At 70.9% G+C, this 26,850-nt stretch carries 24 protein-coding genes; 18 read left to right on the top strand and 6 right to left on the bottom strand.

The annotated features are described in order from the left end of the window. Positions 1–24 precede the first annotated feature (24 nt). Complete coding sequence (locus ABD932_RS19020) at positions 25–1,470, top strand: glyceraldehyde-3-phosphate dehydrogenase (RefSeq protein WP_345014190.1); 1,446 nt, start codon at positions 25–27, stop codon at positions 1,468–1,470. A gap of 74 nt (positions 1,471–1,544) precedes the next feature. On the opposite strand, the gene ABD932_RS19015 is transcribed toward ABD932_RS19020, so the two are convergent. Both ABD932_RS19015 and ABD932_RS19010 read right to left on the bottom strand, forming a co-directional pair. After that, positions 1,545–3,185, bottom strand: a complete 1,641-nt coding sequence (locus ABD932_RS19015; RefSeq protein WP_345014188.1) for a thiamine pyrophosphate-binding protein — start codon at positions 3,183–3,185, stop codon at positions 1,545–1,547. Then, positions 3,182–3,967 (bottom strand): cyclase family protein, encoded by a 786-nt coding sequence (locus tag ABD932_RS19010; protein ID WP_345014187.1) that lies wholly within the window; start codon positions 3,965–3,967, stop codon positions 3,182–3,184. The genes ABD932_RS19015 and ABD932_RS19010 overlap by 4 nt, the downstream gene beginning before the upstream one ends. A gap of 158 nt (positions 3,968–4,125) precedes the next feature. Between ABD932_RS19010 and ABD932_RS19005 the strand changes: the two genes are divergently transcribed. The 11 genes from ABD932_RS19005 (at position 4,126) to ABD932_RS18955 (ending at position 17,553) form a co-directional block, all read left to right on the top strand. Beyond that, on the top strand, positions 4,126–5,241 hold the full coding sequence (locus ABD932_RS19005; RefSeq protein ID WP_345014186.1) for a GDSL-type esterase/lipase family protein: 1,116 nt from the start codon (positions 4,126–4,128) through the stop codon (positions 5,239–5,241). Positions 5,242–5,276: 35 nt separating this feature from the next. Beyond that, entirely contained in the window at positions 5,277–6,908 is a 1,632-nt protein-coding gene (locus ABD932_RS19000; protein WP_345014185.1) for a cellulase family glycosylhydrolase, read from the top strand. 177 nt (positions 6,909–7,085) lie between these two features. Further along, positions 7,086–8,129 carry an ABC transporter substrate-binding protein gene (locus tag ABD932_RS18995; RefSeq protein WP_345014183.1) on the top strand — a complete coding sequence of 348 codons (1,044 nt, stop codon included), beginning with the start codon at positions 7,086–7,088 and terminating at the stop codon, positions 8,127–8,129. Between the two features lie 88 nt (positions 8,130–8,217). After that, a complete protein-coding gene (locus tag ABD932_RS18990) occupies positions 8,218–9,222 on the top strand; it encodes a FecCD family ABC transporter permease (RefSeq protein ID WP_345014181.1) in 1,005 nt (334 codons plus the stop codon). Continuing rightward, positions 9,219–10,304 carry a FecCD family ABC transporter permease gene (locus ABD932_RS18985; protein ID WP_345014179.1) on the top strand — a complete coding sequence of 362 codons (1,086 nt, stop codon included), beginning with the start codon at positions 9,219–9,221 and terminating at the stop codon, positions 10,302–10,304. Before ABD932_RS18990 ends, ABD932_RS18985 begins: the two co-directional genes overlap by 4 nt. 153 nt (positions 10,305–10,457) lie before the next feature. After that, the gene (locus tag ABD932_RS18980) at positions 10,458–10,712 is read left to right on the top strand and encodes an EF-hand domain-containing protein (RefSeq protein WP_345014177.1); all 255 of its coding nucleotides are present in this window, start codon (positions 10,458–10,460) and stop codon (positions 10,710–10,712) included. A gap of 606 nt (positions 10,713–11,318) precedes the next feature. Continuing rightward, complete coding sequence (locus tag ABD932_RS18975) at positions 11,319–12,182, top strand: alpha/beta hydrolase (RefSeq protein WP_345014175.1); 864 nt, start codon at positions 11,319–11,321, stop codon at positions 12,180–12,182. 157 nt (positions 12,183–12,339) lie between these two features. Then, positions 12,340–14,148 carry a methylmalonyl-CoA mutase family protein gene (locus ABD932_RS18970; protein WP_345014173.1) on the top strand — a complete coding sequence of 603 codons (1,809 nt, stop codon included), beginning with the start codon at positions 12,340–12,342 and terminating at the stop codon, positions 14,146–14,148. Further along, positions 14,148–16,340 carry a methylmalonyl-CoA mutase gene (gene scpA / locus ABD932_RS18965; protein ID WP_345014171.1) on the top strand — a complete coding sequence of 731 codons (2,193 nt, stop codon included), beginning with the start codon at positions 14,148–14,150 and terminating at the stop codon, positions 16,338–16,340. The genes ABD932_RS18970 and scpA overlap by 1 nt, the downstream gene beginning before the upstream one ends. After that, positions 16,337–17,323: a methylmalonyl Co-A mutase-associated GTPase MeaB gene (gene meaB / locus ABD932_RS18960; RefSeq protein ID WP_345014169.1), complete on the top strand. Its 987-nt coding sequence runs from the start codon at positions 16,337–16,339 to the stop codon at positions 17,321–17,323. The genes scpA and meaB overlap by 4 nt, the downstream gene beginning before the upstream one ends. Positions 17,324–17,409: 86 nt before the next feature. Then, positions 17,410–17,553 (top strand): hypothetical protein, encoded by a 144-nt coding sequence (locus tag ABD932_RS18955; RefSeq protein ID WP_345014167.1) that lies wholly within the window; start codon positions 17,410–17,412, stop codon positions 17,551–17,553. 59 nt (positions 17,554–17,612) lie between these two features. On the opposite strand, the gene ABD932_RS18950 is transcribed toward ABD932_RS18955, so the two are convergent. After that, positions 17,613–18,428, bottom strand: a complete 816-nt coding sequence (locus tag ABD932_RS18950; RefSeq protein ID WP_345014165.1) for a methyltransferase domain-containing protein — start codon at positions 18,426–18,428, stop codon at positions 17,613–17,615. Between the two features lie 175 nt (positions 18,429–18,603). On the opposite strand from ABD932_RS18950, the gene ABD932_RS18945 reads away from it, so the two are divergent. Both ABD932_RS18945 and ABD932_RS18940 read left to right on the top strand, forming a co-directional pair. Next, complete coding sequence (locus ABD932_RS18945; RefSeq protein WP_345014163.1) at positions 18,604–19,611, top strand: pectate lyase family protein; 1,008 nt, start codon at positions 18,604–18,606, stop codon at positions 19,609–19,611. A 74-nt stretch (positions 19,612–19,685) separates the two neighbouring features. After that, positions 19,686–20,312, top strand: coding sequence for a hypothetical protein (locus ABD932_RS18940; protein WP_345014473.1), 627 nt, complete (start codon positions 19,686–19,688; stop codon positions 20,310–20,312). A gap of 86 nt (positions 20,313–20,398) precedes the next feature. On the opposite strand, the gene ABD932_RS18935 is transcribed toward ABD932_RS18940, so the two are convergent. Next, positions 20,399–21,280, bottom strand: a complete 882-nt coding sequence (locus tag ABD932_RS18935; protein ID WP_345014161.1) for a PhzF family phenazine biosynthesis protein — start codon at positions 21,278–21,280, stop codon at positions 20,399–20,401. A 171-nt stretch (positions 21,281–21,451) separates the two neighbouring features. On the opposite strand from ABD932_RS18935, the gene ABD932_RS18930 reads away from it, so the two are divergent. Further along, the gene (locus ABD932_RS18930; protein WP_345014159.1) at positions 21,452–21,808 is read left to right on the top strand and encodes a hypothetical protein; all 357 of its coding nucleotides are present in this window, start codon (positions 21,452–21,454) and stop codon (positions 21,806–21,808) included. Between the two features lie 280 nt (positions 21,809–22,088). Here ABD932_RS18930 and ABD932_RS18925 read toward each other — a convergent pair whose 3' ends face one another. Beyond that, on the bottom strand, positions 22,089–22,652 hold the full coding sequence (locus tag ABD932_RS18925; protein WP_345014157.1) for a GlcG/HbpS family heme-binding protein: 564 nt from the start codon (positions 22,650–22,652) through the stop codon (positions 22,089–22,091). A 244-nt stretch (positions 22,653–22,896) separates the two neighbouring features. Between ABD932_RS18925 and ABD932_RS18920 the strand changes: the two genes are divergently transcribed. Both ABD932_RS18920 and ABD932_RS18915 read left to right on the top strand, forming a co-directional pair. Beyond that, positions 22,897–24,108 (top strand): sensor histidine kinase, encoded by a 1,212-nt coding sequence (locus ABD932_RS18920; protein WP_345014155.1) that lies wholly within the window; start codon positions 22,897–22,899, stop codon positions 24,106–24,108. Continuing rightward, entirely contained in the window at positions 24,105–24,746 is a 642-nt protein-coding gene (locus ABD932_RS18915; protein ID WP_345014153.1) for a response regulator, read from the top strand. Before ABD932_RS18920 ends, ABD932_RS18915 begins: the two co-directional genes overlap by 4 nt. Positions 24,747–24,748: 2 nt before the next feature. On the opposite strand, the gene ABD932_RS18910 is transcribed toward ABD932_RS18915, so the two are convergent. After that, a complete protein-coding gene (locus ABD932_RS18910) occupies positions 24,749–25,276 on the bottom strand; it encodes a hypothetical protein (RefSeq protein WP_345014151.1) in 528 nt (175 codons plus the stop codon). 281 nt (positions 25,277–25,557) lie between these two features. On the opposite strand from ABD932_RS18910, the gene ABD932_RS18905 reads away from it, so the two are divergent. Continuing rightward, positions 25,558–26,847, top strand: a complete 1,290-nt coding sequence (locus ABD932_RS18905) for an ABC transporter substrate-binding protein (RefSeq protein ID WP_345014150.1) — start codon at positions 25,558–25,560, stop codon at positions 26,845–26,847. Positions 26,848–26,850: the final 3 nt, after the last annotated feature.

Below are 26,850 nucleotides of genomic sequence, written 5' to 3'. Positions count from 1 at the left end.
CCTCCTAGCTCGAAAGATAGGCCCGTGACTGTCAACGACGACTCGTTCACCAACTGGAAGAACCGCGAGGAGATCGCGGAGTCGATGATCCCGCTCATCGGGAAGCTGCACCGGGAGCGGGACGTCACCGTCCTCCTCCACAGCCGCTCCCTGGTGAACAAGTCGGTGGTCAGCATCCTGAAGACCCACCGGTTCGCCCGGCAGATCGGCGGTGAGGAGCTCTCGGTCACCGAGACCCTGCCGTTCGTGCAGGCCCTCACCACGCTCGACCTCGGCCCGTCGCAGATCGACATCGGCATGCTGGCCGCGACGTACAAGGCCGACGACCGCGGTCTGACGGTGGAGGCGTTCACCGCCGAGGCCGTCGCCGGTGCCACCGGCGCCAACAAGATCGAGCGCGGCGAGGGACGTGACGTCGTCCTCTACGGCTTCGGCCGCATCGGCCGGCTCGTGGCCCGCCTGCTGATCGAGAAGGCCGGCTCGGGCAACGGTCTGCGGCTGCGTGCCATCGTCGTGCGCGGCGGCGGTGAGCAGGACATCGTCAAGCGCGCCTCGCTGCTGCGCCGCGACTCCATCCACGGCCAGTTCCAGGGCACGATCACCGTGGACGAGGCGAGCAGCACGATCTTCGCCAACGGCAACGCGATCAAGGTGATCTACGCGAACGACCCGTCCGAGGTCGACTACACGGCGTACGGCATCAAGAACGCCATCCTGATCGACAACACCGGCAAGTGGCGCGACCGCGAGGGCCTGTCCGAGCACCTGCGCCCCGGCATCGACAAGGTCGTACTGACCGCGCCGGGCAAGGGCGACGTCCCCAACATCGTGCACGGCGTCAACCACGACACGCTCAAGCCGGACGAGCAGATCCTGTCCTGCGCCTCCTGCACCACCAACGCCATAGTGCCGCCGCTGAAGGCGATGGACGACGAGTTCGGTGTGCTGCGCGGCCATGTGGAGACCGTCCACTCGTTCACCAACGACCAGAACCTGCTGGACAACTACCACAAGTCCGAGCGCCGCGGCCGCAGCGCGCCGCTGAACATGGTCATCACCGAGACCGGCGCCGCCTCCGCCGTCGCCAAGGCGCTGCCCGACCTCAAGGCGAAGATCTCCGGCAGCTCGATCCGCGTGCCGGTGCCGGACGTCTCGATCGCGATCCTCAACCTCCAGCTGGGGCGCGAGACGAGCCGCGAGGAGGTCCTCGACTACCTGCGCGACGTCTCGCTGACCTCGCCGCTGCGGCGCCAGATCGACTTCATCACGGCGCCCGACGCGGTCTCCAGCGACTTCATCGGCTCGCGCCACGCCTCGATCGTGGACGCCGGCGCCCTCAAGGTCGACGGCGACAACGCGATCCTCTACCTCTGGTACGACAACGAGTTCGGCTACTCCTGCCAGGTCATCCGGGTCGTCCAGCACGTCTCCGGGGTGGAGTACCCGACCTTCCCGGCACCGGCGGTCTGATCCCACGGGCGTCGCCCTGCCCGCCCCGGCGCATGACGGCGGGCAGGGCGACGTCGCGGGCTTCGAGCCCGTACTCAGTGGCCCCGGAACGCCTCCTCCAGCCACCACGACCCGTGATCGGCGACCACCTTGGCGTCGATGAGCAACGGCGCGGACCGCGGACCGGCCACCCAGTCCGCCACGGCCTTCAGATCGGCCTGCGTCCGCACGGTCACCGCCTCGAAGCCGTAGCCCCGCCCCACGGCGGCGATGTCCGTCGGCGGGAAGCGGACGGTGTCCAGCGGGTACCCGTCGGGGCCGAAGTGGTGCACCTCGGCGCCGTACGCCTCGTCGTCGTACACCACGACCACCATCGGCAGCCCGAGCCGCCGCACCGTGTCGAGCTCGACGGCCCCCATCAGCGCGCCGCCGTCCCCGAGCGCGGCCACCGGCAGCCGGTCCGGCTGGGCCAGCGCCGCCCCGATCGTGGTCGCCAGGCCCAGCCCGATCGACTGGAACGCCTGCGTGAAGCAGAAGCCCTTCTCGTCCGGCACCGACAGGTACGCGCTCGGGTAGCCCATGAAATTGCCCGAGTCCACGCCGACGACACGCTCCGTGGGCAGGATGTCGTCGAGCGCGATGCTCAACGTCCGCGGGTCGATCCGCTCCCGCGTGCTCGTGTCCTCGTACGGCACGTCGCGCAGGCGCACGCGTGCCGCGAGAGCCGCACCGGTCTCCGGGCTCCGGTAGCCCTGCCGCCGCTCACCGCCCGCCTCGAACACCTGCCGCGCGGTGAGCCGGACGTCACCGGTGACACCGAGGTGCACCGGCCGGTGCGCGCCGAGTGCGGACGGCTCGTCGTCGACCTGTACGACGGTCGCGTCGGCGCCGATCAGGCTGCCGTGCCGCATCGTCCACATGTTGAGGGCGCAGCCCCAGCCGACGATCAGGTCCGCTCCCCTGATCAGTTCGCAGGCCAGGGGCGAGGCGAAGCCGCCGGAGATGTCCAGCGACCAGGGGTTGCCGTGGAAGAGCCCGCGCGCGACGGCCGAGGTCGCGAGCAGCGCGCCGTGCTGGTCGGCGAGTGCCTCCAGTGCCGCCCGGCTGCCCGGTCCGCGCGATCCCCGGCCGGCCACGAAGACCGGCCGCCGGGACCGCCCGAGCAGTTCCGCCAGAGCCGTCACGCCTTCCGCGTCCGGCTCGACCGCGGCCCGTTCCGGCGGTGGCGCCGCCTGCGCCAGGGCGTCGTCCGGCACGTCCGACGCCTGCACCGGCAGGGGGAGGTTGAGCAGGACGGTACGCCGCTCGCGCACCGCCAGCCCCACCGCCGCGCACGTCTGCTCGACGGCCTCCTCCCCCGACGTCACCCGAACCGTGACCGCACCCACCGCGCGGGCCAACGCCTCTTGGTCGACATAGAAGTTGGAGCGGGGCTCGGTCACCTCGGCGGCGAGCACGACGAGCGGCGTACGGCTCTTGGCCGCCTCCGCGATCCCGGTCATCGCGTTCGTCAGCCCGGGACCCTGGTGCACGCTCACGACCGCGACCTCGCCGCTCGTGCGGGCGTACGCGTCGGCCATCGTCGCCGCGCCGCCCTCATGGCGAGCGGCGACGAACCGCGCCCCCGCCGCGACCATGGCGTTCGTGACGTGGAAGTTGCCCGATCCGACCACTCCGAAGACCTGGCCGATCCCGGCCGCGCACAGCGCCCGGCCGACCGCTTCCGCGACCTTCATGAGCGCTCCACCAGCGCCAGCACGCGCGCGGGAGCCCCGGAGCCGGTGACGATCGGCAGCGGACCCGCGATGACGACCGAGCCGGTCGGCGGCAGCGCGGCGAGGTTCCTCAACTGCGTCAGACCGTATTTGTCACTGCCCATGAGGTAGGAGTGGCAGGGATAGGCGGGGTCGAAGGAGTGCGCGCCCCCGGCGTCCGTACCCACCGTCTCGACGCCGAGGCCGATCACCGGCGCCTCCTCGGCGACCCAGCGGGCGGCTTCCGCCGACAGGCCGGGGGTGTGCGGGCCGTTCTCGTCGGCGTTGAGGAACGCCTCCTGGGACTCCGAACGGGCGTCCCAGCCGGTGCGCAGCAGCAGCCAACCGCCTTCGGGCAAGGGTCCGTTCTCGGCCTCCCACGCCTTCACGTGGTCGATCTCGACCAGGAAGTCGGGGTTCTCGGCGACCTCGGCGGTGAAGTCCAGCACCGCCGCCGGTGCGATCAGCCTGCGGGCCGGCACCGAGGCCACGTCGGTGAGGTCCTTGCCGGTGACCCAGTGGTTCGGGGCGTCGAAGTGGGTGCCGGTGTGCTCGCCGCTGCGGAAGTTGTTCCAGTACCAGGCCGGGCCCCGGTCGTCGTAGCGGCTGATCTCCTCCAGTTCGAAGACGGCCGTCTGCCCGAACTGGGGCGGTAGTTGGATCACCGGAGTCGAGGACGACAAGGGCGAGGTGAGGTCGACGACCTCGATCGCACCACTGCGCAGGCCGGATACCAGCGCGGCAAGGACGGACGGCTCGGGCATGGACGCCTCCTCGGTCGGTTCTCTCAACTCACAGCATCGCAGCCGTACTTCCCGCCTCTTGACGCGTCAATGACAACGATGGCTTGATGTTTTATGGGAGCGCTCCCACCCCACGCGCGCGGAGCGCGCCGACAAATGCGGCCAGGGAAGGGAACACCATGCGCGGCACCCGCCACTTATTCTCGCGGATCACCCCGCTGCTCGCCCTGCTCCTGCCCGTCGGCCTCACGCTCGCGCCACGAGCCGCGGCCGCCACGGAGGCGGCGACCTCCGTGCGCATCATGCCGCTGGGCGATTCGATCACCGGCTCGCCCGGCTGCTGGCGGGCGGCGCTGTGGAACCGGCTGCAGTCCGCCGGACACACGGACATCGACTTCGTCGGCACCCTCGGCCCGCAGGGCTGCGGACAGCCGTACGACGGTGACAACGAAGGCCACGGCGGCGAGTTGGTCACCAACGTGGCCGACCAGAACCTGCTGCCGGGCCGGCTGGCGGCCACGCTGCCGGACATCGTTGTCATGCACTTCGGCACGAACGACGTGTGGAGCGCCATCGCCCCCGACCGCATCCTCGGCGCCTACACGAAGCTCGTGGAGCAGATGCGGTCCTCCAACCCGGACATGAGGATCCTGGTCGCGCAGCTCATTCCGATGAACCCGAGCAGTTGCACGGGCTGCGCGCAGCGCGTCGTCGACTTCAACGCACGGATCCCCGAGTGGGCCCGCGCGACGAGCACCAGCCGCTCCCCCGTCACCGTGGTCGACCAGTGGACAGGCTTCGACACGACCACCGACACCTATGACGGTGTACACCCCAGCGCCTCCGGCGACGAGAAGATCGCCGCCCGGTGGTATCCGGCGCTGACGGCGCTGCTCGACGCGGAACCGGGGGATCCGGGAGACCCCGGAGATCCCGGCGATCCCGGTGACCCTGGCGATCCCGGTGAGCCTCCCGCCTGCACCGCGTCCTTCCGCGCTGTCTCCGTCTGGCAGAGCGGCTACCAGGGCGAGGTGACGGTGACCAACGCTTCCGCCACCGCCGTCTCGGGCTGGACCGCGACGGTCGTACCGGCCGACGGCGCACGCCTCACCCAGGTCTGGAACGGCACCTTCACCACGGCCGCCGACGGCACGGTCACCGTCACGCACGCGGGCTGGAACGGCGCCCTCGCGCCCGGTGCGAGCGCCGGCTTCGGATTCATCGCCAGTACCCCGGCAACGGCCAATGCCCCGTCGGCGACTGTCACTTGCACGGCGCGCACCGCGTCATCCTGACGCATCGTCACCCCACCTCACCCTTGGGAGCCGCCATGAGACCCCGCACCCGCACCACCCCACGAGTGGCCGCCGTCGTGGCCGCCCTCCTGGGGCTGCTCGCCCCGTTACTCTCCTTCGCCACCCCTGCCCAGGCGGCGACCACAGGCATCCACATCAGCAACGGCCGTCTACTGGAAGGCAACGGCAACGATTTCGTGATGCGGGGCGTCAACCACGCCCACACCTGGTATCCGAACCAGACGCAGTCGCTGGCCGACATCAAGGCACTGGGCGCCAACACCGTCCGGGTGGTCCTCGCCGACGGCCATCGCTGGACCGCGAACAGCGCCTCGGACGTGGCGAACGTCATCTCCCAGTGCAAGGCCAACCGGCTCATCTGTGTCCTGGAGGTGCACGACACCACCGGCTACGGGGAGGAGGCCGCGGCCGGGACCCTCGACCAGGCGGCCGACTACTGGATCGGTCTGAAGAGCGTCCTCGAGGGCCAGGAGAACTACGTCGTCATCAACATCGGCAACGAGCCCTGGGGCAACACCAATCCCGCCGGCTGGACCGATCCCACGATCGCCGCGATCAAGAAGCTGCGGAACGCCGGCTTCGCGCACACGATCATGGTGGACGCGCCCAACTGGGGCCAGGACTGGCAGGGCGTCATGCGGGACAACGCCAAGTCCGTCTACGCCGCCGACCCCACCGGCAACCTGATCTTCTCGATCCACATGTACAGCGTCTACGACACGGCCCAGGAGATCACCGACTACCTGAACACCTTCGTCAACGCCCAACTGCCCATCCTCATCGGCGAGTTCGGCGGCCCTCCCGACCAGTACGGCGACCCGGACGAGGACACCATGATGGCCGCCGCCCAGCAGCTCCGGCTCGGCTATCTGGCCTGGTCCTGGAGCGGCAACACCGACCCGATCCTCGACCTGGCGGTCAACTTCGATGCGAACCAGCTCAGTTCGTGGGGCCGGCGCGTCTTCAACGGCGCCAACGGCATCGCCGCCACCTCGAAGGAAGCCACCGTCTACTCCTCCGGCGGTGGCGACACCACTCCCCCGACCGCTCCCGGGACGCCCACCGCCTCGGAGGTGACCTCGTCGTCGGCGAAGCTGACCTGGGCCGCCGCCACCGACGCGACGGGCGTCACGGGCTATGACGTGGTGCGCGTCGACGGCACGAGCGAGGTCGCGGCCGTCAGCACGACCGCCGCCTCCGCCACGGTCACCGGCCTCGCGCCGTCGACCTCGTACACCTTCGCCGTCTACGCCCGTGACGCCGCCGGCAACCGCTCGCCGCGTTCCGGCGCGGTGACGGTCACCACCGCCTCCGCCGGATCGCCGGCGAACTGTGGTGTCGCCTACCGGGTGACGAACGAGTGGCCCGGCGGATTCCAGGGCGAGATCGTCCTGCGCAACACCGGCAGCTCGGCGATCAACGGCTGGACGCTGCGCTGGATCTTCCCGGTCAGCCAGCGCATCAGCCACCTGTGGGGCGGCACCGCGACGCAGAGCGGCGCCGAGGTGAGCGTGGCCTCCGTGTCGTACACGGCGTCGATCGCCCCGGCGGGTTCGGTCACCCTGGGCTTCACGGCCACGAAGGGCAGCACCAACCCCAGCCCGGCGGCCTTCACGCTCAACGGCTCCGCCTGCTCACCGACCTGACCCGCCCCTGCGCCGGCCTCCTTGGCGCCCTGTCGGCACAGGGCGCCAAGGCAGCGCACGTCGGCATCACAGGACCGTGACAGGGACCACACAGACTCACGTGTAAGGCACACGAAAGGCCCCGATAAGGTGAGGCTGGCCTAATGGCCGACCATGTACATCCAAGGGAGCCTTGCCATGCTTCACCGGCGCCGCGGCACTGCCGCCGTCGCTCTTGCCGTCGCCGCCGCCCTGTCCCTCGCGGCCTGCGGCGGCTCCAACGACGGCGCGGACAACGCGGGTTCCGGGGCCGGAGCCGGCGACAAGAAGGACGTGGCCAAGGGCGGCAAGGACTTCGCGTCCGCCGCGAAGAAGACCGCCGAGATGGGCACCGATGCCAAGGCGGGTCAGTGGCCGCGCACCATCGAGCACGCCATGGGCGAGACGGTCATCAAGTCGCAGCCCAAGCGTGTCGTGGTCCTGGACGTCGGCGAGCTCGACAACGTCGTCTCGCTCGGCATCAAGCCGGTCGGTCTCGCCCCCACCGAGGGCTCCCCCGAGCTGCCTTCCTACCTGAAGAAGGACGCCGGCACCCCGCAGAACGTCGGCACCATCAACAACCTCAACCTGGAGGCGATCGCCGGCCTCAAGCCGGACCTGATCCTCGGCAGCCAGCTGCGCGCCGCGGACAAGTACGACGAGCTGTCGAAGATCGCGCCCACCGTCTTCTCCATCCGCCCCGGCTTCACCTGGAAGGAGAACTACCTCCTGAACGCCTCGGCGCTGGACAAGACCGCCGAGGCCAAGGCGAAGCTCGCGGCGTACGACAAGAAGGTTGACGAACTCGACGCCGAGCTCGGCGCCGACAAGCCGACCGTGTCGATGGTCCGGTTCATGCCCGACGGGGTGATCCGGCTCTACGCCAACGCCTCGTTCATCGGCACCATCCTCAAGGACGCCGGCATCCCGCGCCCGAAGAACCAGGACATCGAGGACCTGGCCGCCGAGGTCAGCGCCGAGAACATCGACCAGGCCGACGCGGACTACATCTTCACCGGCGTGTACGGCGACCCGAAGGCCACCGACAAGTCGCGCGCCCAGGGCAACCCGCTGTGGAAGAACCTGAAGGCGGTCAAGGCCGGTCACGCGTACGACGTCCCGGACGAGACCTGGTACCTGGGCCTGGGCGTCACCGCGGCCGGCGAGGTCCTCACGGACCTGGAGAAGTACCTGGCCGAGTAAGGCACTTGACGCCCTCGCGCCAAGACACGGGCTCGCGTCCTCGCGCCCGGCGCAACAGCCAAGAACGAGCAACAGCAGAAGGAACCGCATGTCCCGTGCCACCCGGCGACGCCTCGCCTGGACGGTCACGGGCATGCTCATGCTGTTGCTGGCCGTTCTGCTCAGCCTCGCCCTCGGCAGCCGCCAGATCCCACCGGGCGAGGTGTTCGACGCCCTGCTGCACGGCGGCACCGGTGACAACGCGCAGGTCGTGCGCTCACTGCGGGTCCCCCGCACGGTCATCGGCGTGATGGTCGGGCTGGCCCTGGCGGTCGCCGGAGTGGTCATGCAGGGCATCACCCGCAATCCGATCGCCGAGCCCGGCGTCCTCGGCGTCAGCCAGGGCGCCTCGCTGGGTGTCGTCTGCGCGATCGCGTTCCTCGGGGTGCACACGCCCGCCGGCTACGTCTGGTTCGCGTTCGCCGGTGCGGGGCTCGCGGCGGTGGCCGCGTACGCCGTGGCGGGCAGCGGACGCGGCGGCGCCTCGCCGGTCAAGCTGGCGCTGGCCGGGGCCGCGATGAACGCGTTCATCGCCTCCGTGGTCTCCGCCATCGTCACGACCGACGCCCGCGCCCTGGACGAGTTCCGCTTCTGGGACGTCGGCTCGATCGGCGGGCGGGACGGTGCGGTCGTCGCGCAGACATGGCCGTTCCTGCTGGTGGGGCTGGTGCTGGTCGTCGTCGTGGCCCGGGGTCTGGACGCCCTCGCGCTCGGCGACGACGTGGCCAGGGGGCTAGGTCATCGGGTGGCCCTGACGCGGGCCCTCGGCGCGCTCGCCGCGACCGTGCTGACCGGTGTCGCCGTCGCGGTCGCCGGTCCGATCGCGTTCGTCGGGCTCGCCGTCCCGCACATCGCGCGGGCGCTGGTCGGCGCCGACCACCGGTGGGTCCTCGTCCTGTCCGCGCTGCTGGGCCCCACGGTGATCCTGGTGTCGGACGTACTCGGCCGTGTCGTCTTCGCGCCCTCGGAAGTGCCGGTGGCCGTGATGACCGCGTTGCTCGGCGTGCCGTTCCTGGTCGCGCTGGTACGGAGGAAGGCGACGGTGGCGGCGTGACACGGCCTCTTGAGCGAACGAGCCCGGCGCCCGGGCGGCTGCGCCCCGCCGGCTACACGGTCGTCCGCATCGGGGACCGCAGCTTCCTGCTGCACCGCCGGGCGAGTGCGGTCGCGCTGCTGCTGGCCGCCGTGGTGGCGGTGACGGCCGTCGTGTCCCTGTGCGTCGGCGAGTCGTACGTCTCCCCGACGGAGGTCGTTCGCGTGCTGCTCGGGCAGCCGAGCCCCGACGAGCTGGTCGTCGGCACGCTGCGTCTCCCCCGTCTGGTGACGGGTCTGCTGGTCGGTGCGGCCTTCGGTGTCTCCGGCGCGCTGATCCAGGCAGTCGCGCGCAACTCCCTGGCCAGTCCCGACGTCATCGGTGTCACGCATGGTGCGGGCGCGGCCACGGTGACGGCGATGACCTTCGGGCTCACGTCGTACGCCGTCCTGCCGTACGTCTCGGTCGTCGGTGGGCTCTCGGCCGCCGCGCTCGTCTATGCCTTCGCCTGGCGCGGCGGCCTGCATGCCACGCGTTTCGTGCTGGTCGGCATCGGTGTGTCGATCGCGCTGGGTTCGCTGACCCGGCTGTTCCTCACCAAGGGCGACTATCTGGTGGCCCAGCAGGCCAAGGTGTGGCTGACCGGCTCGCTCAACGGCAGGGGGTACGACCAGGCCGCGCCCCTCGCCTGGGTCCTTCTGGCGCTGGTCCCGGCCCTGCTGTGGGCGGCACACGCGCAGCGCATGGTGTCCCTGGACGACAGCACGGCGACCGCGCTGGGCGTACGGCTCGGTCCGGTCCGGCTGGGGCTCACCGCGATCGGGGTGGTGCTGGCGTCGGTGGCGACCGGTGCCGCGGGCCCGGTCGACTTCGTGGCGCTGCTCGCCCCGCAGATCGCCCACCGGCTGACCCGTACCGCCCAGATTCCGCTGCTCTCCTCCGCCCTCACCGGCGCCGGGATCGTCCTCGTCGCGGACCTGCTGGCCCGGCGTCTGTTCTCCCCGGTCGAGCTGCCGGTCGGCGTGCTCACGGCGGCGGTCGGGGCGCCGTATCTGATGTGGCTGATCGCCCGGACCCGGGCTCGCTCGGCCGGCGGCACCTGACCGACCGCGCGGACGGAGGCCGGGAATCGCCGCTGCGCACGGACGGCCTGCGGCGGAAGGCCCGCGGAGGCAACCTGGAGGGGTGCGCAGGCGTCTTCGTCTTGGAGCGGGGTGGGCAGGCCGCCTGCCGACATCAGGAACGAGGGTGGCACGATGAGCGAGAAGGCCCGCAAGCTGTTCGAGGCACTCGATCTCGACCACAACGGGACCCTGACCCGCGCAGAGGTGATCATCGCCCTGCGGACGAAGGGGCCGTCCCTGGCCGCGTCGGGCGACCTGCCGTTCTGGGCCGTGGGAGACGAGAACGCCTCCTCCGCGCTGTTCGACGCCGCCGACCAGAACGGGGACGAGGAACTGACCCTGGAGGAGTTCGCCGCGGTGGTCGACCGCCGGTTCGGCTGGAGCTGACGACTCGGTTCCGGCGGTCGCCGACCCACTTCGACCAGCAGGCGGTGCGCGGTCTGATCGCCACGACCAACAGCCCCGCCAAGGAGCGACGGCTACGTCCTGGCCGAAGCCCGTGCAGCCGCCGGCGTCGACCGCGTCCTGTTCTGAGTCCGCCCCGCCGACACCGCGAGCATGACCCGGACCGTCTCGCTGTTTTGAGCTGGCGCAGAGTGAGAGCGGTTTCCACGGAAATCGTGTCGAACGCGAGGCTCGAATTACCGGATCCGGACTCACCGGTGAATACGACGGGTGCGCCTCTCGGCGGTTCGACCGACACGTCTCGGAGTTTATGCTGACGGGCTCCTTAAACGACGAGGCAATTCCGTACTTTCTCGGCGGTAGCACCGCGTTACCGCTGGTGAATGCCCATACGATGGCCGGATTTCGACATTTGACCGGCACATCGAGACCCCACTTCGGCGGGACGGAGTGCAGCCCTATGCGGAATTACTCATTCATGTGGCGCGAATGATCTTCCCTTGACTAGGGTCGGACTCCGATACCGGGCAACCGCCCGCGTGCCGCCGATGCCGCCCATGCCGTTCAGGCCAGAGAGTGAGCAGACAGATGCAACCGACCTTCGTCCTGGTTCACGGGGCCTTCGCGAACTCCTTCTCCTTCGCGCCCCTCCAGGCCGAACTCGGCCTCCTCGGGCACCGTTCGGTCGCGGTGGACCTGCCCGGGCACGGATTCGCGGCGACCTATCCGCAGGCCTATCAGGCTCCGCAGGATCCCGAAGGGCTCGCCGCCGCGCCCGGCTCGATCAAGGGCGTGACGCTCGCCGACAACGCGGCGCACCTGATCGGGATCCTGGAGCGGGCGAAGCAGAACGGCCCCGTGATCCTCGTCGCGCACAGTCGCGGCGGCGTCACGGCCACCGCCGCGGCCAACGCGCGACCCGACCTCATCGACCGCATCGTCTACGTCTCGGCCTGGTGCCCGGTCAACCTCGACGTCGGCGACTACTACGCGGAGCCGGAGATGGCCACGGTCGACCCGACTTCCCTGGCGCTCGCGATGGCCGGGAACCCGGCCGACCTCGGTCTGCTCCGCGTCAACTTCCGCACCGCGGACCCGGCCGCCCTCGCCGCGTTCAGGGCGGCGTTCTTCGCCGACTGCACCGACGACGAGTTCCTGACCTTCCTCAACACCTTCCAGCCCGACGAGAACCTGGACGTCGGCACCTCCGCCGACCGGGCGCAGGCCGCGACCTGGGGCCGTATCCCGAAGACCTATGTGCGGCTGGCCGACGACGCGAGCCTGCCGCTGGCTCTCCAGGACCGGCTGATCCGCGAGGGCGACGCGCTCACCCCGGACAACCCGTACGACGTCCGCACCCTCGAGGGCAGCCACCTGAAGTGGCTGGTCCACCCGGCATCGGCAGCCCAGGTCCTGGGCGACCTCGCCGAGCTCGTGACGGCCGCGCGATGACGCCCCGCGCAGGCTCGGCGCGCGAGCGAACCGGCTGTCCGTGCCCGATCCGTCCGGGCTCCGCGGCGGGAAGAGGCCGAGGTCACAGCGGAGGAGAGGGCAAGGTCACAGCCGTGCCCTCTGCTGCTCCTTTGGGCCTCTGGCCTAGCATCCGAGCATGACGGTCCTGCCTGACGACGGGCTTGAGCTGGCCGCCGAGTTCCCTGACGTGTCCCATGATCAGTGGCAGCGCCTCGTTGCGGGCGTACTGCGCAAGTCGGGCAAGGACGTCGAGGGTGCTCAGGCCGAGGAAGCCCTGTCCACCGCGCTGGAGGACGGGCTGCGCACCCGGCCTCTGTACACCGCGCACGACGCCGCGCCCGACCCCGGCCTGCCCGGGTTCGCTCCCTTCGTGCGCGGCAGCCGCGCAGAGGGGAACACGGTCGGCGGCTGGGACGTACGCCAACGGCACACGACGGCCGACGGCGGCACCGTCCTCGCGGACCTGGAGAACGGCGTCACGTCCCTGTGGCTGGCCGTCGGCGAGGGCGGCATCCCGGTGGCGTCGCTCGGCGGAGCGCTGGAGAGCGTCTACCTCGACCTGGCCCCCGTCGTCCTCGACGCCGGGCGCGAAGTCGAGCCCGCCGCCCGTGAGTTGCTGCGGCTGTACGAGGAGCGGGGCGTCGCCAAGGACGTGGCGCGCGGCAACCTGGGCGCCGATCCGCTCGGCCACGAGGCCCGTACGGGGCAGTCGTACGACTTCTCACCGGTAGCCGCTCTGGCGCGGCTGTGCGCCGAGGAGTACCCGGGGCTGCGCGCCCTGACGGTGGACGCGCTGCCGTACCACGAGGCCGGCGGCTCGGCCGCCCAGGAGCTGGGCAGCTCGCTGGCGACCGGCGTCGCGTACCTGCGCGAGCTGACCGAGGCCGGGCTGAGCGTCGAACAGGCCTGTGCGCAGCTGGAGTTCCGGTACGCGGCGACCGCCGACCAGTTCCTGACGATCGCCAAGCTGCGAGCCGCGCGCAGGCTGTGGGCGCGGGTCGCCGAGGTCTGCGGGGCACCGGGCGCCGGGGCGCAGGTCCAGCACGTCGTGACCTCGCCGGTGATGATGACGCGCCGCGACCCGTGGGTGAACATGCTGCGCACGACCATCGCCACGCTGGCGGCCGGGGCGGGCGGCGCCGACTCCGTCACCGTGCTGCCCTTCGACCACGCCCTCGGTCTGCCGGACGCGTTCGCGCGGCGTATCGCCCGCAACACCTCGACGATCCTCATCGAGGAGTCGCATCTGGCCCGGGTCATCGACCCCGCGGGCGGCTCCTGGTACGTGGAGCGGCTCACCGACGAACTCGCGCAGGCGGGCTGGGAGTTCTTCCAGCGGATCGAGCGGAGCGGCGGCCTGGCGGCCTCCCTTCGCTCGGGGCAGCTCGAGCAGGACCTCACCGAGACCTGGCAGGCCCGCAGCGGCAAGCTCGCCAAGCGGCGCGAACCCATCACCGGTGTCAGCGAGTTCCCGCACCTGGGCGAGAAGGCCGTGGAGCGGGAGCCCGCGCCCGAGCAGCCGTCCGGCGGGCTGCCTCGCGTCCGCCGCGACGAGGCGTACGAGGAACTGCGCGCCCGCTCCGACGCCCACCTGGCCGCGACCGGCTCCCGCCCGCGGATCTTCCTCGCCGCCCTGGGCCCGGCGGCCGCCCACACCGCCCGCCTCACCTTCGCCTCGAACCTCTTCCAGGCGGGCGGCATCGAGGCCGTCACCGAGGGCACCTTCGAGGACAGCGGCGCCACGGAGGCCTGTCTGTGCTCCAGTGACGCCCTGTACGAGGAGCAGGCGGAGACCGTGGCCGCCGAGCTGAAGGCCTCCGGCGCCTCGCACGTGTTCCTGGCGGGCCGTCCCGGGCAGTACGCCGGTGTCGACGCGTACGTCTTCGCGGGCTGCGACGCCGTAGCCGTCCTGTCCGCCACCCTTGACCGCATGGGAGTGTCCTGATGACCGCCCCCCTTGGCCCTTCCATCCCCGACTTCTCCGGGATCGAGCTGGGGACTCCGGCTGTCGACGGCGGCACCGACGAATGGCGTACGGCCGTCAAGCGGGCGGCCGGCGGGGACGACCTGCTGTGGGAGACCCCGGAGGGCATCCCGGTCAAGCCGCTGTACACCGGGCAGGACCTGGAGGGCCTGGACTTCCTGGGCACCTACCCGGGCGCCACCCCGTATCTGCGGGGCCCGTACCCCACGATGTACGTCAACCAGCCGTGGACGATCCGCCAGTACGCGGGCTTCTCCACGGCCGAGGAGTCCAACGCCTTCTACCGGCGCAACCTGGCGGCCGGCCAGAAGGGCCTGTCCGTCGCCTTCGACCTGCCCACGCACCGCGGCTACGACAGCGACCACCCGCGGGTGACCGGTGACGTCGGCATGGCGGGCGTGGCAATCGACTCGATCTACGACATGCGGCAGCTCTTCGACGGCATCCCGCTGGACAAGATGACCGTGTCGATGACGATGAACGGCGCCGTGCTGCCGGTGCTGGCGCTCTACATCGTGGCGGCGGAGGAACAGGGCGTACCGCCCGAGAAGTTGGCCGGGACCATTCAGAACGACATCCTCAAGGAGTTCATGGTCCGCAACACCTACATCTATCCGCCGAAGCCGTCGATGCGGATCATCTCCGACATCTTCGCCTTCACCTCGCAGCGGATGCCCCGCTACAACTCCATCTCCATCTCCGGCTACCACATCCAGGAGGCCGGCGCGACGGCCGATCTGGAGCTGGCGTACACGCTCGCGGACGGCGTGGAGTACATCCGGGCGGGCCGTGAGGCCGGTCTGGACGTGGACGCGTTCGCGCCCCGGCTGTCGTTCTTCTGGGCGATCGGCATGAACTTCTTCATGGAGGTCGCCAAGCTGCGCGCGGCGCGCCTGCTGTGGGCGAAGCTGGTGAAGCAGTTCGACCCGAAGAACACCAAGTCCCTTTCCCTGCGCACCCATTCGCAGACCTCGGGCTGGTCGCTGACCGCGCAGGACGTGTTCAACAACGTCACGCGCACCTGCGTCGAGGCCATGGCGGCCACGCAGGGCCACACCCAGTCGCTGCACACCAACGCCCTCGACGAGGCGCTCGCGCTGCCCACCGACTTCTCCGCGCGCATCGCCCGCAACACGCAGCTGCTGATCCAGCAGGAGTCCGGCACCACCCGGGTCATCGACCCGTGGGGCGGCAGCGCGTATGTGGAGAAGCTGACCTACGACCTCGCGCGCCGGGCCCGGCAGCACATCCAGGAGGTCGAGCAGGCGGGCGGCATGGCCAAGGCCATCGACGCGGGCATCCCGAAGCTGCGCATCGAGGAGGCCGCGGCCCGCACCCAGGCCCGCATCGACTCCGGGCGCCAGCCGGTCATCGGCGTCAACAAGTACCGCGTCGAGTCCGACGAGCAGATCGACGTCCTCAAGGTCGACAACTCCTCCGTGCGCGCCCAGCAGATCGCCAAGCTGCGGCGGCTGCGCGCGGAACGGGACGAGCAGGCGTGCCAGGACTCGCTGGACGCGCTCACCCGGGCCGCCGGCGGCGAGGGCAACCTGCTGGAGCTGGCGGTGAACGCGGCCCGCGCCAAGGCGACCGTCGGGGAGATCTCCGACGCCCTGGAGAAGGTGTACGGCCGGCACGCGAGCCAGATCCGTACGATCTCCGGCGTGTACCGCAACGAAGCAGGAGAGTCCCCGTCCGTGGACCGCACCCGCGCCCTGGTGGACGCCTTCGACGAGGCCGAGGGCCGCCGCCCGCGCATCCTGGTCGCCAAGATGGGCCAGGACGGCCACGACCGCGGCCAGAAGGTGATCGCGACCGCCTTCGCCGACCTCGGCTTCGACGTCGACGTCGGCCCGCTGTTCCAGACCCCGGCCGAGGTGGCCCGCCAGGCCGTCGAGGCGGACGTGCACATCGTCGGGGTGTCGTCGCTGGCCGCCGGACACCTCACCCTCGTACCGGCGTTGAAGGAGCAGCTCGCCGAGGAGGGCCGCGAGGACATCATGATCGTGGTCGGCGGGGTGATCCCGCCGCAGGACGTCCCGACCCTGCTGGAGATGGGCGCGGCGGCCGTGTTCCCGCCCGGGACGGTGATCCCGGACGCGGCGTACGACCTGGTCAAGCGACTGTCGGACGACCTCGGGCACGACCTGTGATCGATGTCGACGCGTATGTGAAGGGCGTACTCGACGGGAAGCGGGCGATCATCGCGCGCGCCATCACCCTCGTCGAGTCCACCCGCCCCCAACACCGGTCGCTGGCACAGGAGTTGCTCACCGAGCTGCTCCCGCACAGCGGCCGGGCGCGGCGGATCGGCGTCAGCGGGGTGCCGGGCGTGGGCAAGTCGACGTTCATCGACGCGTTCGGCTCGATGCTGACGGGGCTCGGACACCGGGTGGCGGTGCTCGCCGTCGACCCCTCCTCCAGCCGCACCGGCGGCTCGATCCTCGGCGACAAGACGCGCATGGAGCGCCTGGCCGTGGACCCGGCGGCCTTCGTGCGACCCTCCCCCACGGCGGGCACCCTGGGCGGGGTCGCCAAGGCCACGCGCGAGTCGATCGTGGTGATGGAAGCGGCCGGCTACGACGTGATCCTGGTGGAGACGGTCGGCGTCGGCCAGTCCGAGACCGCGGTCGCGAACATGGTCGACACCTTTCTGCTGCTCACCCTCGCCCGCACCGGCGACCAGTTGCAGGGCATCAAGAAGGGCGTCCTGGAACTGGCCGACGTGCTCGCCGTCAACAAGGCGGACGGCCCGCACGAGCGCGACGCCCGGGCGGCGGCACGGGAGCTGGCGGGCGCGCTGCGGCTGATGCACGGCAAGGATCCCGTCTGGACGCCGCCGGTGCTCAGTTGCAGCGCCCGCGAATCGACCGGTCTGGACACGGTCTGGGAGCGCCTGGAGCAGCACCGCACCCTGCTCGACTCGACGGGCCGACTGGCCACCAAGCGCCGCGACCAGCAGGTCGACTGGACGTGGAGCATGGTCCGCGACGAACTCCTCGGCCGGCTGCACGCCGACCCGGCGGTACGGGCCCTCGCACCGGGTCTCGAACAGCAGGTCAGGGACGGCGCGTTGACGCCGACACTGGCGGCCGAGCGCATTCTGGGGGCGCTCGGGAGCTCCGGGGCTGCCTGAACCTCCGGACCTCTGGGGGGTGGCTGAGGCTGCGGTAGCTTGCCGCGTCGCGGTCGTCGAGCAACAGGCCAGGCACCCAGCTCGCGTTGACCGTCCTGGACGTCGTACGCCTCGGCTACGGCGTACGCGCCACGATCACCGTCGCCGAGGGCCCACACGACAGCCTTCACATCCGCTTCCTGGACACCTTTCCGACCGGCTCGAACAGCAAGCGGCAGCAGGCAGGTTGAGCCCTGCATGGAAAGGGCTTCGGCACCCCACCCACCGTGATCCCGGCTCGGGGCGGACCTCAACCCACCGGGCGGCGCCCCCAGGCGGAGATCATCGGCGATGTCGCCAGATCGAGGCCGCCCGCACCAACGTTGGCCAGGTGGCGGTCGATCTCCTCGTCCGTGGCAAGTCCCGCGGCGACGAGCTTGCCGCGGATCTGACGGACGGTGGCCTCCTCCAGCTCGGTGCACGCGGGTGACGTCATCGGGAAGTAGGCGTCGGCCTCGACATCGGCCAGGCCGGCCTCGCGCAGCAGCCGCGGCAGTCGGCGCCCGTACGCCAAGTCGGCGCCGCGCTGTCGAAGCAGCTCGCGGAAGCCGTGACGCAGCCTGTTGGCCAACTCCTGTTCGGGGCCGTACTCGTCGGGGCAGATCAGCGGCTGCAGCGCCGGGTCGGCGTCCTCCAGCACCAGCCATCCGCCGGGGCGAAGCGCCTGGACCATCGATCGCAGGGCCTTGTCGCGGTCGGCGACGTGGACGAGCACGAGCCGGGCGTGGATGAGGTCGAACGGTCCCCCGGCCGGGGGCGCCTCGGCCGCAACGTCGTGGCGCAGCACCTCGAAGCCCGACGCCTCCCGCATCCAGGAGGTGTCGATGTCGGTGGCCACCACGTGCCCGCTCGGGCCGACTCGCTCGGCCAGCCAGGCCGGCACGGTGGCCCCACCGGCGCCGACCTCCCAGCATCGCCAGCCCTCGCCGACCCCGACCGTCTCGAAGTGCCGGAACGTCGACGGGTCGAAGAGCGCCGACAGCGCGGTGAACCGCTCCCCGGCCTCGGCCTGGCGATTGTCCAGAAGGTAGTCCTTGCCGGAAGTGTCGCGCCCGTCCCGTGCCATGGGCCGATCATCGCACGCGGGCCATGGCTCGGTTGTGCGAGGGATCGGGCGGCGACTTCGTTGACATGCCCAAAACATCTGATTAGCATCCGGGCAACTTGGAAAGCGCTTTCCCTCTTCTCGAGCGTCTCCGCACGACCCGATCAGATCCGCCCACCCCCACGGGAGGACCCGCATGAGGTCGTCGTCACGCGCCGCACGCGGCGTTCCCGCTCTCGCGCTCGCCCTGTTGCTCGGCGCGGTGGCGGTGCCGGCCGGCACCGCCGCCGAGAACGCGCCGACGCCACGGGCGGAGACATCCCCCACCGGCTTCGCCGCCGTGGCCGCGCTGGGCCAGAACGGCACGACCGGCGGAGCGGGCGGCCCGACCGTGACCGCCACCACCACCGAGCAGTTCCTGGAGTACATCGACACCACGGGCCCGCTGGTCATCCGGGTCCAGGGCACGATCGACATCACCAGCAAGCAGGGCGTACGCCCGAACAAGACGATCGTCGGCGTCGGATCCTCGGCCGTCGTCAACGGCGGCGGCCTGGACTTCTACCGCTCCTACAACGTCATCGTGCGGAACCTCCGATTCACGAACGCCGAGGACGACGCCGTCAACATCGGCCAGGAGTCCCACCACATCTGGATCGACCACAACGAGTTCGTCGCCCCGGTCGACGGAGCGGTCGACATCGTCCGCGGCTCCCAGTACGTCACCGTGTCGTGGAACTGGTTCAACAAGACCGACAAGAGCATGCTGCTGGGCCACTCCGACGCCAACGGCAGCCAGGACGCCGGGAAGTTGAAGGTGTCCGTCCACCACAACTTCTTCGACGGCTCACGGCAGCGGCACCCGCGGGTGCGGTTCGGCGAACCGGTGCACGTCTACAACAACTACTACAAGGGCAACGCGATCTACGGTGTCGCGTCGACCATGGACGCGGGCGTGCTGGTCGAGGGCAACTACTTCGACGCCGTCCCCCACCCCTGCTACTCCGCCGGCGGCTACGACGAGTCAGGACCGGGCCGACTGGTCCAGCGCGACAACGTCTTCGCGGGTGCCGGTGTCGGTGCCTGCGAGACCAACGGCACCGTGACCGAGCCGCGCACCTACTACTCGTACGCGCTGGACCCGGCAGCCGACGTGCCCGCTCTGGTCCGGGCCGGGGCGGGAGTAGGGAAGATCGGCACCTGAACCACCGTCGCCCCCCCACACGCGACGGCCAACCCCCCACAGGAGGAACCCCGATGAGTGCACGACGAGTCCCGATGCCCCCTCGGCACACGCCCATACCCTGGCGCAGCAAGGCGGTCGTCGCCGCCCTCGCGGCCGCCCTGCTGACCGGCCCGGGCATCGCGCAGGCCACCCCGCAGACCGCGCCGGCATCGGCGTCCCAGGATCAGGTGACGGCTGCCGCCACCATCACCTGGACCCTCGAACGGGCAAGCAACCCCACCCAGGACCAGCTGACGGCCTACGACCTCATCACGAAGGCCATGAACGCCGCGGTCGCCCGCTACAACAACCTCAGCGACCTGGGCAAGACCATCACCGTCCGCTACGACCCGGGCGTGCCCACCGCCGACGGCAACATCAACGGCACCATCCGCTTCGGCAACCGCAGTTACATGAACGAGCGGACCGCGCTGCACGAGATCGCCCACACCATCGGCGTGGGAACGAGTTCGGGCTGGTCCCGCCTCGGTGGCAGCGGCACCTGGACGGGTGCGCAGGCCACGGCACTGGTCCGGCAGTTCGACGGTTCGAGCGCCAAACTGTCCACGGGCGGCGGCCACTTCTGGCCGTACGGCCTGAACTACGACAACGAGTACTCGAACACGGCGGCCGACCGCCATGTCCAGATCGTCGCCGCCATGGTGCGCGACGGGCTGTGAGCCGAGGCTCGGTTCGCCGAGCCGGTGCGCTCACCTCCTGCCCGGCACCGGGCAGGAGGTGGGCCACGGCCGGCCGCGCCGCACGCCTAACGAGGAATGCGCGTGCCCGTGCCGCTGACGCGGACCTTCGGGTCACCGGCGTGCAGGGTCACGGTGAGCAGGCCCGGCCTGCCCATGTCCTCGCCCTGGTGCAGGGTGAGCACCGACTCCGCGGGCACCAGGGCGAGTTCGCGGGCGTAGGCGCCGAAGGCGGCGGCCGCGGCACCGGTGGCCGGGTCCTCCACGACGCCGCCGATCGGGAAGGGGTCACGAACGTGGAAGACGGTGTCCGTGGCACGCCACACCAGTTGCACGGTCGTCAGGTCCAGCTTCCGCATCAGCGTGGCGAGGCGCTCGAAGTCGTACGAGAGGTCCGCGAGCCGTTCCCGGGTTCCGGCGCCGAGCACCAGGTGCCGGTTTCCGGCGAAGGCGATGCGGGGCGGCAGCAGCGGGTCGAGGTCGGCCGGCGGCCAGCCCAGCGCCGCCAGTGCCTCGGCCAGTTCCTCCGGGGCGATCTCCTCGATCCGGGGATCCACACTCGTCAGCGTCGCCCGGAGCGTGCCGTCCGCGCCGTCGGTGACGGTCACCGGCACCGTGCCCGCGCGGGTGGCGAAGACCAGGTCTCCCGGCCCGATCCGCTCGGCCAGCGCCACGGCGGCGGCGATGGTGGCGTGTCCGCAGAAGGGCACCTCGGCGCGCGGACTGAAGTACCGGACGGTGAAGGCCCGACCGGCCTCCCCGGCCAGCCCCTCGGGCGGGCCGGTCAGGAACGCGGACTCGCTGTATCCCAGCCGGGCGGCGATCGCCAGCATCGCGGCGTCGTCGAGCCCGGAGGCGTCGAGGACCACGCCCGCCGGGTTGCCGCCGTCCGGGTGGGACGAGAACGCGGTGTAGTGCAGCACATCCGTGACCTGCTCATCGATCTTCATGCCGTACGACAACCAGCGCACCCGATCACGAATTCCCGGCCGCGTGCCGTCCCGTGCGAGAAGCACGGGCGGCGTTTCCGCCCAGCAGTTCGGCAACCCCCTCGACAACCGTTTCGAGGCAACCCCCCTCCGGCGCACCGAGCGCCCGGACCCGAGAATTCGGAGTTCTTCATGGGGCTTCGTCCCGCTCTCCGCCGTACCCGCGCCACCCGCGTCTCCGCCCTGGCCGCAGGGCTCGCAGCGGCAGGCACGCTGACCCTCGCGACCTCCGCGTCGGCCGCGGCCCAGGCCGATGTCACCGCCACCCTGCGCGTCACGATCACCGACGGCGACTCGGTCATGACCCAGACGGCGGGCGTCTACACCTGCCACAGCGACTTCACCGTCGGCCGGGCGAAGGACATCTCCGTCACCGTGCCCGCCGGCCAGTGGGTCCAGGTCTTCAGCAGCCACGGCTGCTACGACTCCCTCACCATCAGCGGCGCCACCATCGAGACCGACGGACAGGTCATCAACTTCACGTTGTGACACGATCCGTGGCTTCCGCATCGAGCTGGACGAGATCCGCGCGGTGCTGTTGGAGGACCCGGACGTGCGGGCAGCGGCCGTGGCGGTCCCCCGGGACGACCACCCGGGCGGCTGAGGCCCCACGCCGATCTCCCGTCCCGTGGGGCGTCGGCTACGGCAACGGCCGGCACCGCGCTGAGCCGGTTCCGCAGCCGACGCTCGGGTTGCCTCCAGACGCGGGCAGGCGCCGCCGCGTGTCAGGCGCCGGCGCGGAGTCCGCCTCCCGACCGCACCCCCACGGTCAGCGAGCCACCGCGTCCGCCCCCGCCTGCGCGAACTTCTCGTCCAGCGCGCCGGACGGGGCGCCCGCGACGCCGATGCCGGCGATCGGGGCGTTGCCGGCGGTGACGGGGACGCCGCCCGCGAGGAAGAGGGTGCCGGGGATGTCCTTCAGGTTCGGGGCCTGCTGCAGGCGCTCGACCAGCTGGGAGGTGGGGGCGTTCCAGGAGACGGCGGTGAACGCCTTGCGTTCGGCGGACTCGTAGGACTGCGGACCGGCGCCGTCGCCGCGCAGGGTGACGATCGTGTTGCCGTTGCGGTCGACGACGGCGACCGTGACGCGCTGGTTCTCCTTCTCGGCGGCGTCGAGCGCGGCCTGCGCCGCCTTGGTGGCGGCGTCGATCGTCAGGTGGGTGGAGGTCGTGGTGGCCCCGGCCGAAGCGGCAGCGGTGGCGGCAGGCTTCGCGGCGGGCGCCGAGGCGTTCGCGGACACCGCGCCGAAGCCCGCCAGGGCGACGACGGCGAGCACGGCACCGCCGGTGGCGACGCGAGCGCGGCGGGAGAACTTCTTGTGCACGGGGTTCATGGGTCGGTCGACTCCTTCGGTGGGCGGGCGGCCCGGTTGCCGCCCCGCTTCGTCCGCTCTCCACCCTCGGCCCGGAACGGGGCCCGCGAGGTCGACGTTCCGGCTCTCCCGGGGCCGCGCGACGGACGACACCGGGGTCATCCGATCGGTTGACCTGCCCATCCCCCGCACCGGGTCACAATGGAGGTGTTTGCCCAGTTCAGCGCCTACGAGCGAGACAGAGCGAGAAGGGAGGCTGCCCCGGATGGCGAACCGGTCGTACGAACCGAGCACCGTGGACACCCGGTGGCTCGGCGTCGTGATGCACGCGGCGTTCTTCCTGCTGCTCGGCGGGGCGCTCGCCCGATTCGTGCTGCGCCATCCCGGCGAACCGCGTACTCCGTGGATCATCGCGCTGTGCGTCGTACTCGCCGTCCTGCATCTGCTGGGGCCCAGGACCGGCGACGCGGGCTCCCGTCCCGCCCGGCCCACCCGGCGGCACTCGGCCTGGCTGGCGCTGGTCGTCGTGGTGTGGATGGTCCTGGTCGTGCTCGCGCCCAGCTTCGCCTGGTGCGCGGTGCCCCTCTTCTACACCGGTCTGCGCACGCTGCCGGCCCGCGCGGCCCTCGTTCTCGTCGCGGTCCTGACCGCGTTCGTGGTCGCCGCGCAGCTGGAGCTCGCGGGCCGCTTCGACCCGAACCTGGTCCTCGCGCCGCCCGCGGTCGCCGCCCTCGCCACCGCCGTCTTCCTGCAGATGGAACGGCACACCGCGCGCCAGCGTGTCCTGATCGACGACCTGATCCGCACCCGCCACGAACTCGCCGCCTCGGAACGCCGCGAGGGCACCCTCGCCGAACGCCAGCGCCTCTCCATGGAGATCCACGACACCCTCGCCCAGGGCCTGTCCAGCCAGCAGATGCTGCTGCAGGCGGCCGACCGGGTGTGGGACACCGAACCGGACAAGGCCCGCGCCCATGTACGCACCGCCACGTCCGTCGCCGCACACAACCTCGCCGAGACCCGGCGCTTCGTGCACGACCTGGCCCCCGCGGACCTGGTCGACGGCGGCCTCGACCAGGCACTGCGCGCCCTGGCCGCGCGCGAGTCCGGCGCGGATCTCACGGTACGGGTCCACATCGACGACGACGGCCGCCTCCCCCGGCTGCCCGACCGCGTCCAGTCCGCCCTGCTGCGCATCGCCCAGGGCGCCCTGGCCAACGTCCGCGAGCACGCGGCCGCCGGCCACGCCGCCCTCACCCTCACCCTTGTCGACGACGAGGTCGTCCTGGACGTCTCCGACGACGGCCACGGCTTCGACCCCGCCGCGCCGTCGGACTCCCCCGGGGCGGAACGCGGGCACGGACTGCCCGCCATGCGGGCCCGGCTGCGCGCGCTCGGCGGGACCCTGACCGTCGACTCCACGCCCGGCGAGGGCACCGTCCTGTCCGCCGCCGTCCCCCTGGAGGCGCCCCGATGACCCCCGACCGCGCTCCCGTGCGCATTCTGGTCTGCGACGACCACGCCGTCGTACGGGCCGGGCTGCTCGCCCTGCTCGACAGCGCCCCGGACATCGAGGTCGTCGCAGAGGCCGGCACCGGCGAGGAGGCGCTCGCGCTGGCCGCGAAGCTCACGCCGGACGTGGTGCTGATGGATCTGCAACTGGGCGAGGGCATCGACGGCGTGGAGACCACCCGTCGCCTCACCTCCGCTTCCGGCACGTCCCCTCACGTCCTGGTCCTGACCACGTACGACACCGACGCCGACATCACCCGCGCCGTCGAGGCGGGCGCCACCGGCTATCTGCTCAAGGCCGAACGCCCCGACGAACTCTTCGCCGCCATCCACGCCGCCGCCGAGGGACGACCCGTCCTGTCCGCGCCGGTCGCCGGCCGCGTCATGGCCAATCTGCGCCGGCCCCGGCCCACCCTCACCGACCGCGAGCGCGACATCCTCGCCCAACTCGCCCGGGGCATCGGCAACCGCGACATCGCCCGGACCCTGTACATCAGCGAGGCCACCGTCAAGACCCACCTGCGCCGCATCTACGGCAAGCTCGGCGTCGACACCCGCGCGGGCGCGGTGGCGGTCGCGAAGGAGCAACGTTTGCTGCCCTGATCTCAGGGCTCGACGGTGCCGAGGAAGATCCCGTACTCGACCTTGAAGATGTCGGCGGCCTCGGCGCAGATGCTCTCGGCCTCCGCGCGCAGCGGCGGCGGGGGCTGGGGTTCGTCGCTGAGCCCATAGCAGGGAATCGGGTGCCGCAGCCGTTCGAGATCGCCCTGGACGGCGCTGGTGGTGAGGAACACCGCGCTGTACAACTCGTCGGCGTACTCGGGTTCTTCGCGCCGCAGCCGTCGTTCCGTGTCGGCGGCCACCTTCGCGGCCGCGCTGAGCGCCGCCCCGCAGTCCTTGTCGTCGAGCGACGTGCCCGTCGTGCAGTTGTCCAGGTCAGCGCCCGGGTGCGCGTCCACCGCGGCCTGGTAGGCATCCTGGATGTCCTGCGTCAGGGGAGATGTCGTTGCAGGTGCGGACGAGGACGGGACGGCTGCGGCAGAGGTGGTCGCCGGCGACTTCGACGGCGCGGCAGGTGCCGGATCGCCGCTGCACCCGGTGAGCAGAACTCCGGCGGCCACGGCTGCCGGCAACGGACGAATCCGTCGGATCGCTCCTGGTCCTGTGAACATGCCGGGATCGTAGGGACCCACCTCCGGGAGGGGTCCCGACCCGCGCCACCGATGCCATCCGCTCTGTGCTGCCGCAAGCGGCTCGCTCCGTCGTGTGCGAGTCGTGCAGGTTGAAACTCGTAGGAATCAAGGGCTTGTAGCACCGATTTAACGAGGGTTAGTTTAACCGTCACTCGAAGCCGGGTCCCGGCTGCTGAGAGCCGCTCCCTGCGCATTCGCGCACTTCAACCAGGGGTACAGCCATGCCAGTTGACAAGCTTCAGATGTCCCGCAGAGGTTTCCTCGGCCTGGGTGCCGCGGCGGGAGTCATCACCCTCACCGCCTGCGGAACCTCCAGCGGCGGCTCCAGTGCCGGCCCGCTCGTGATGACGGTCTGGGGCGGCGACCCCGACCGCAAGACGTACCAGGCCCGCATCGACCTGCTGGTGAAGAAGTACCCGGACCTCAAGGTCAAGCTCCAGCTGATCCCCAACGACTCGTATCCGCAGAAGGTCCAGACGATGATCGCCGGCGGCTCCGGGCCGGACATCATGCAGGTCGCCGAGAGCGTCAACACGTACTCCAGCAAGAACCAGCTGCTGCCCCTCGACGACCTCGCCAAGGCGGCGAAACTCGACACCGAGCAGCGCTTCGGCCCGGTCGGCTCGCTGTACTCGTACGAGGACAAGCTGTACGCGATCCCGGACCGCTCCGGCGCGGTGACCGTGTTCTACAACAAGGACCTGTTCGACAAGAAGGGCATCAAGGCCCCCACCGCTGACTGGACCTGGGACGACGCCCTCGACGCGTTCAAGGAGCTGACGGTCCCCGGCAAGCAGTGGGGATACAGCGGTGCCGAGTGGTGGCCGCAGTGGTGGAGCCTCGCCTACCAGAACGGCGGCACCATCATCGACGAGAGCGGCCGGCCCGCCGTCGACAGCGACGCGGTGGTCGAGGCGCTCCAGTGGGCGGGCGACCTGGTCTTCAAGCACAAGGTCGTACCCAGCAAGGCGGACTACGCCGACATGGGTCCCGACATCGGCGGCGACCAGGCCTTCCCCAACCAGAAGGTCGCCACCCACGCCAACGGCTTCTGGGTCATGTCGGGTCTGACGGACGCGAAGTTCGCCTGGGACATCGCGCCGATGTGGCGCGGCGAGAAGCAGGCCGTGTCGGCGTTCGGCAGTGGCCTCGCGATCTCCCGCACCTCCAAGCAGCGCGACAACGCCTTCAAGGCGATCGACTTCCTCACCTCCCCCGAGGCACAGCAGCAAATCATCTCCTCCGGCCAGGACGTGCCGGCCAATCTGGAGGTGCAGAAGAGCCAGGCGTTCCTCAAGCCGTCGTGGATGAAGACGGACGTCGACATGGGTGTGTTCGCCGAGTCGAGCGAGTTCGTCTTCCGGGCGCCGTTCATCCCCGAGTGGAACGAGATGATCGACACCATCTCGAACGGCCTAGCCGACTTCTGGCTCGGCAAGGAGCGCAGCGCCAAGAAGGCACTGACCGCCGTGCAGAAGGACCTTGAGGCACTCATCAAGTCCGGGGCATGACCG

Origin of the sequence: Streptomyces shaanxiensis (genome assembly GCF_039537145.1) — a bacterium.
In the GTDB taxonomy this organism is placed as follows: Bacteria; Actinomycetota; Actinomycetes; order Streptomycetales; family Streptomycetaceae; genus Streptomyces; species Streptomyces shaanxiensis.
This window is presented reverse-complemented; position numbering and strand designations above follow the sequence as displayed.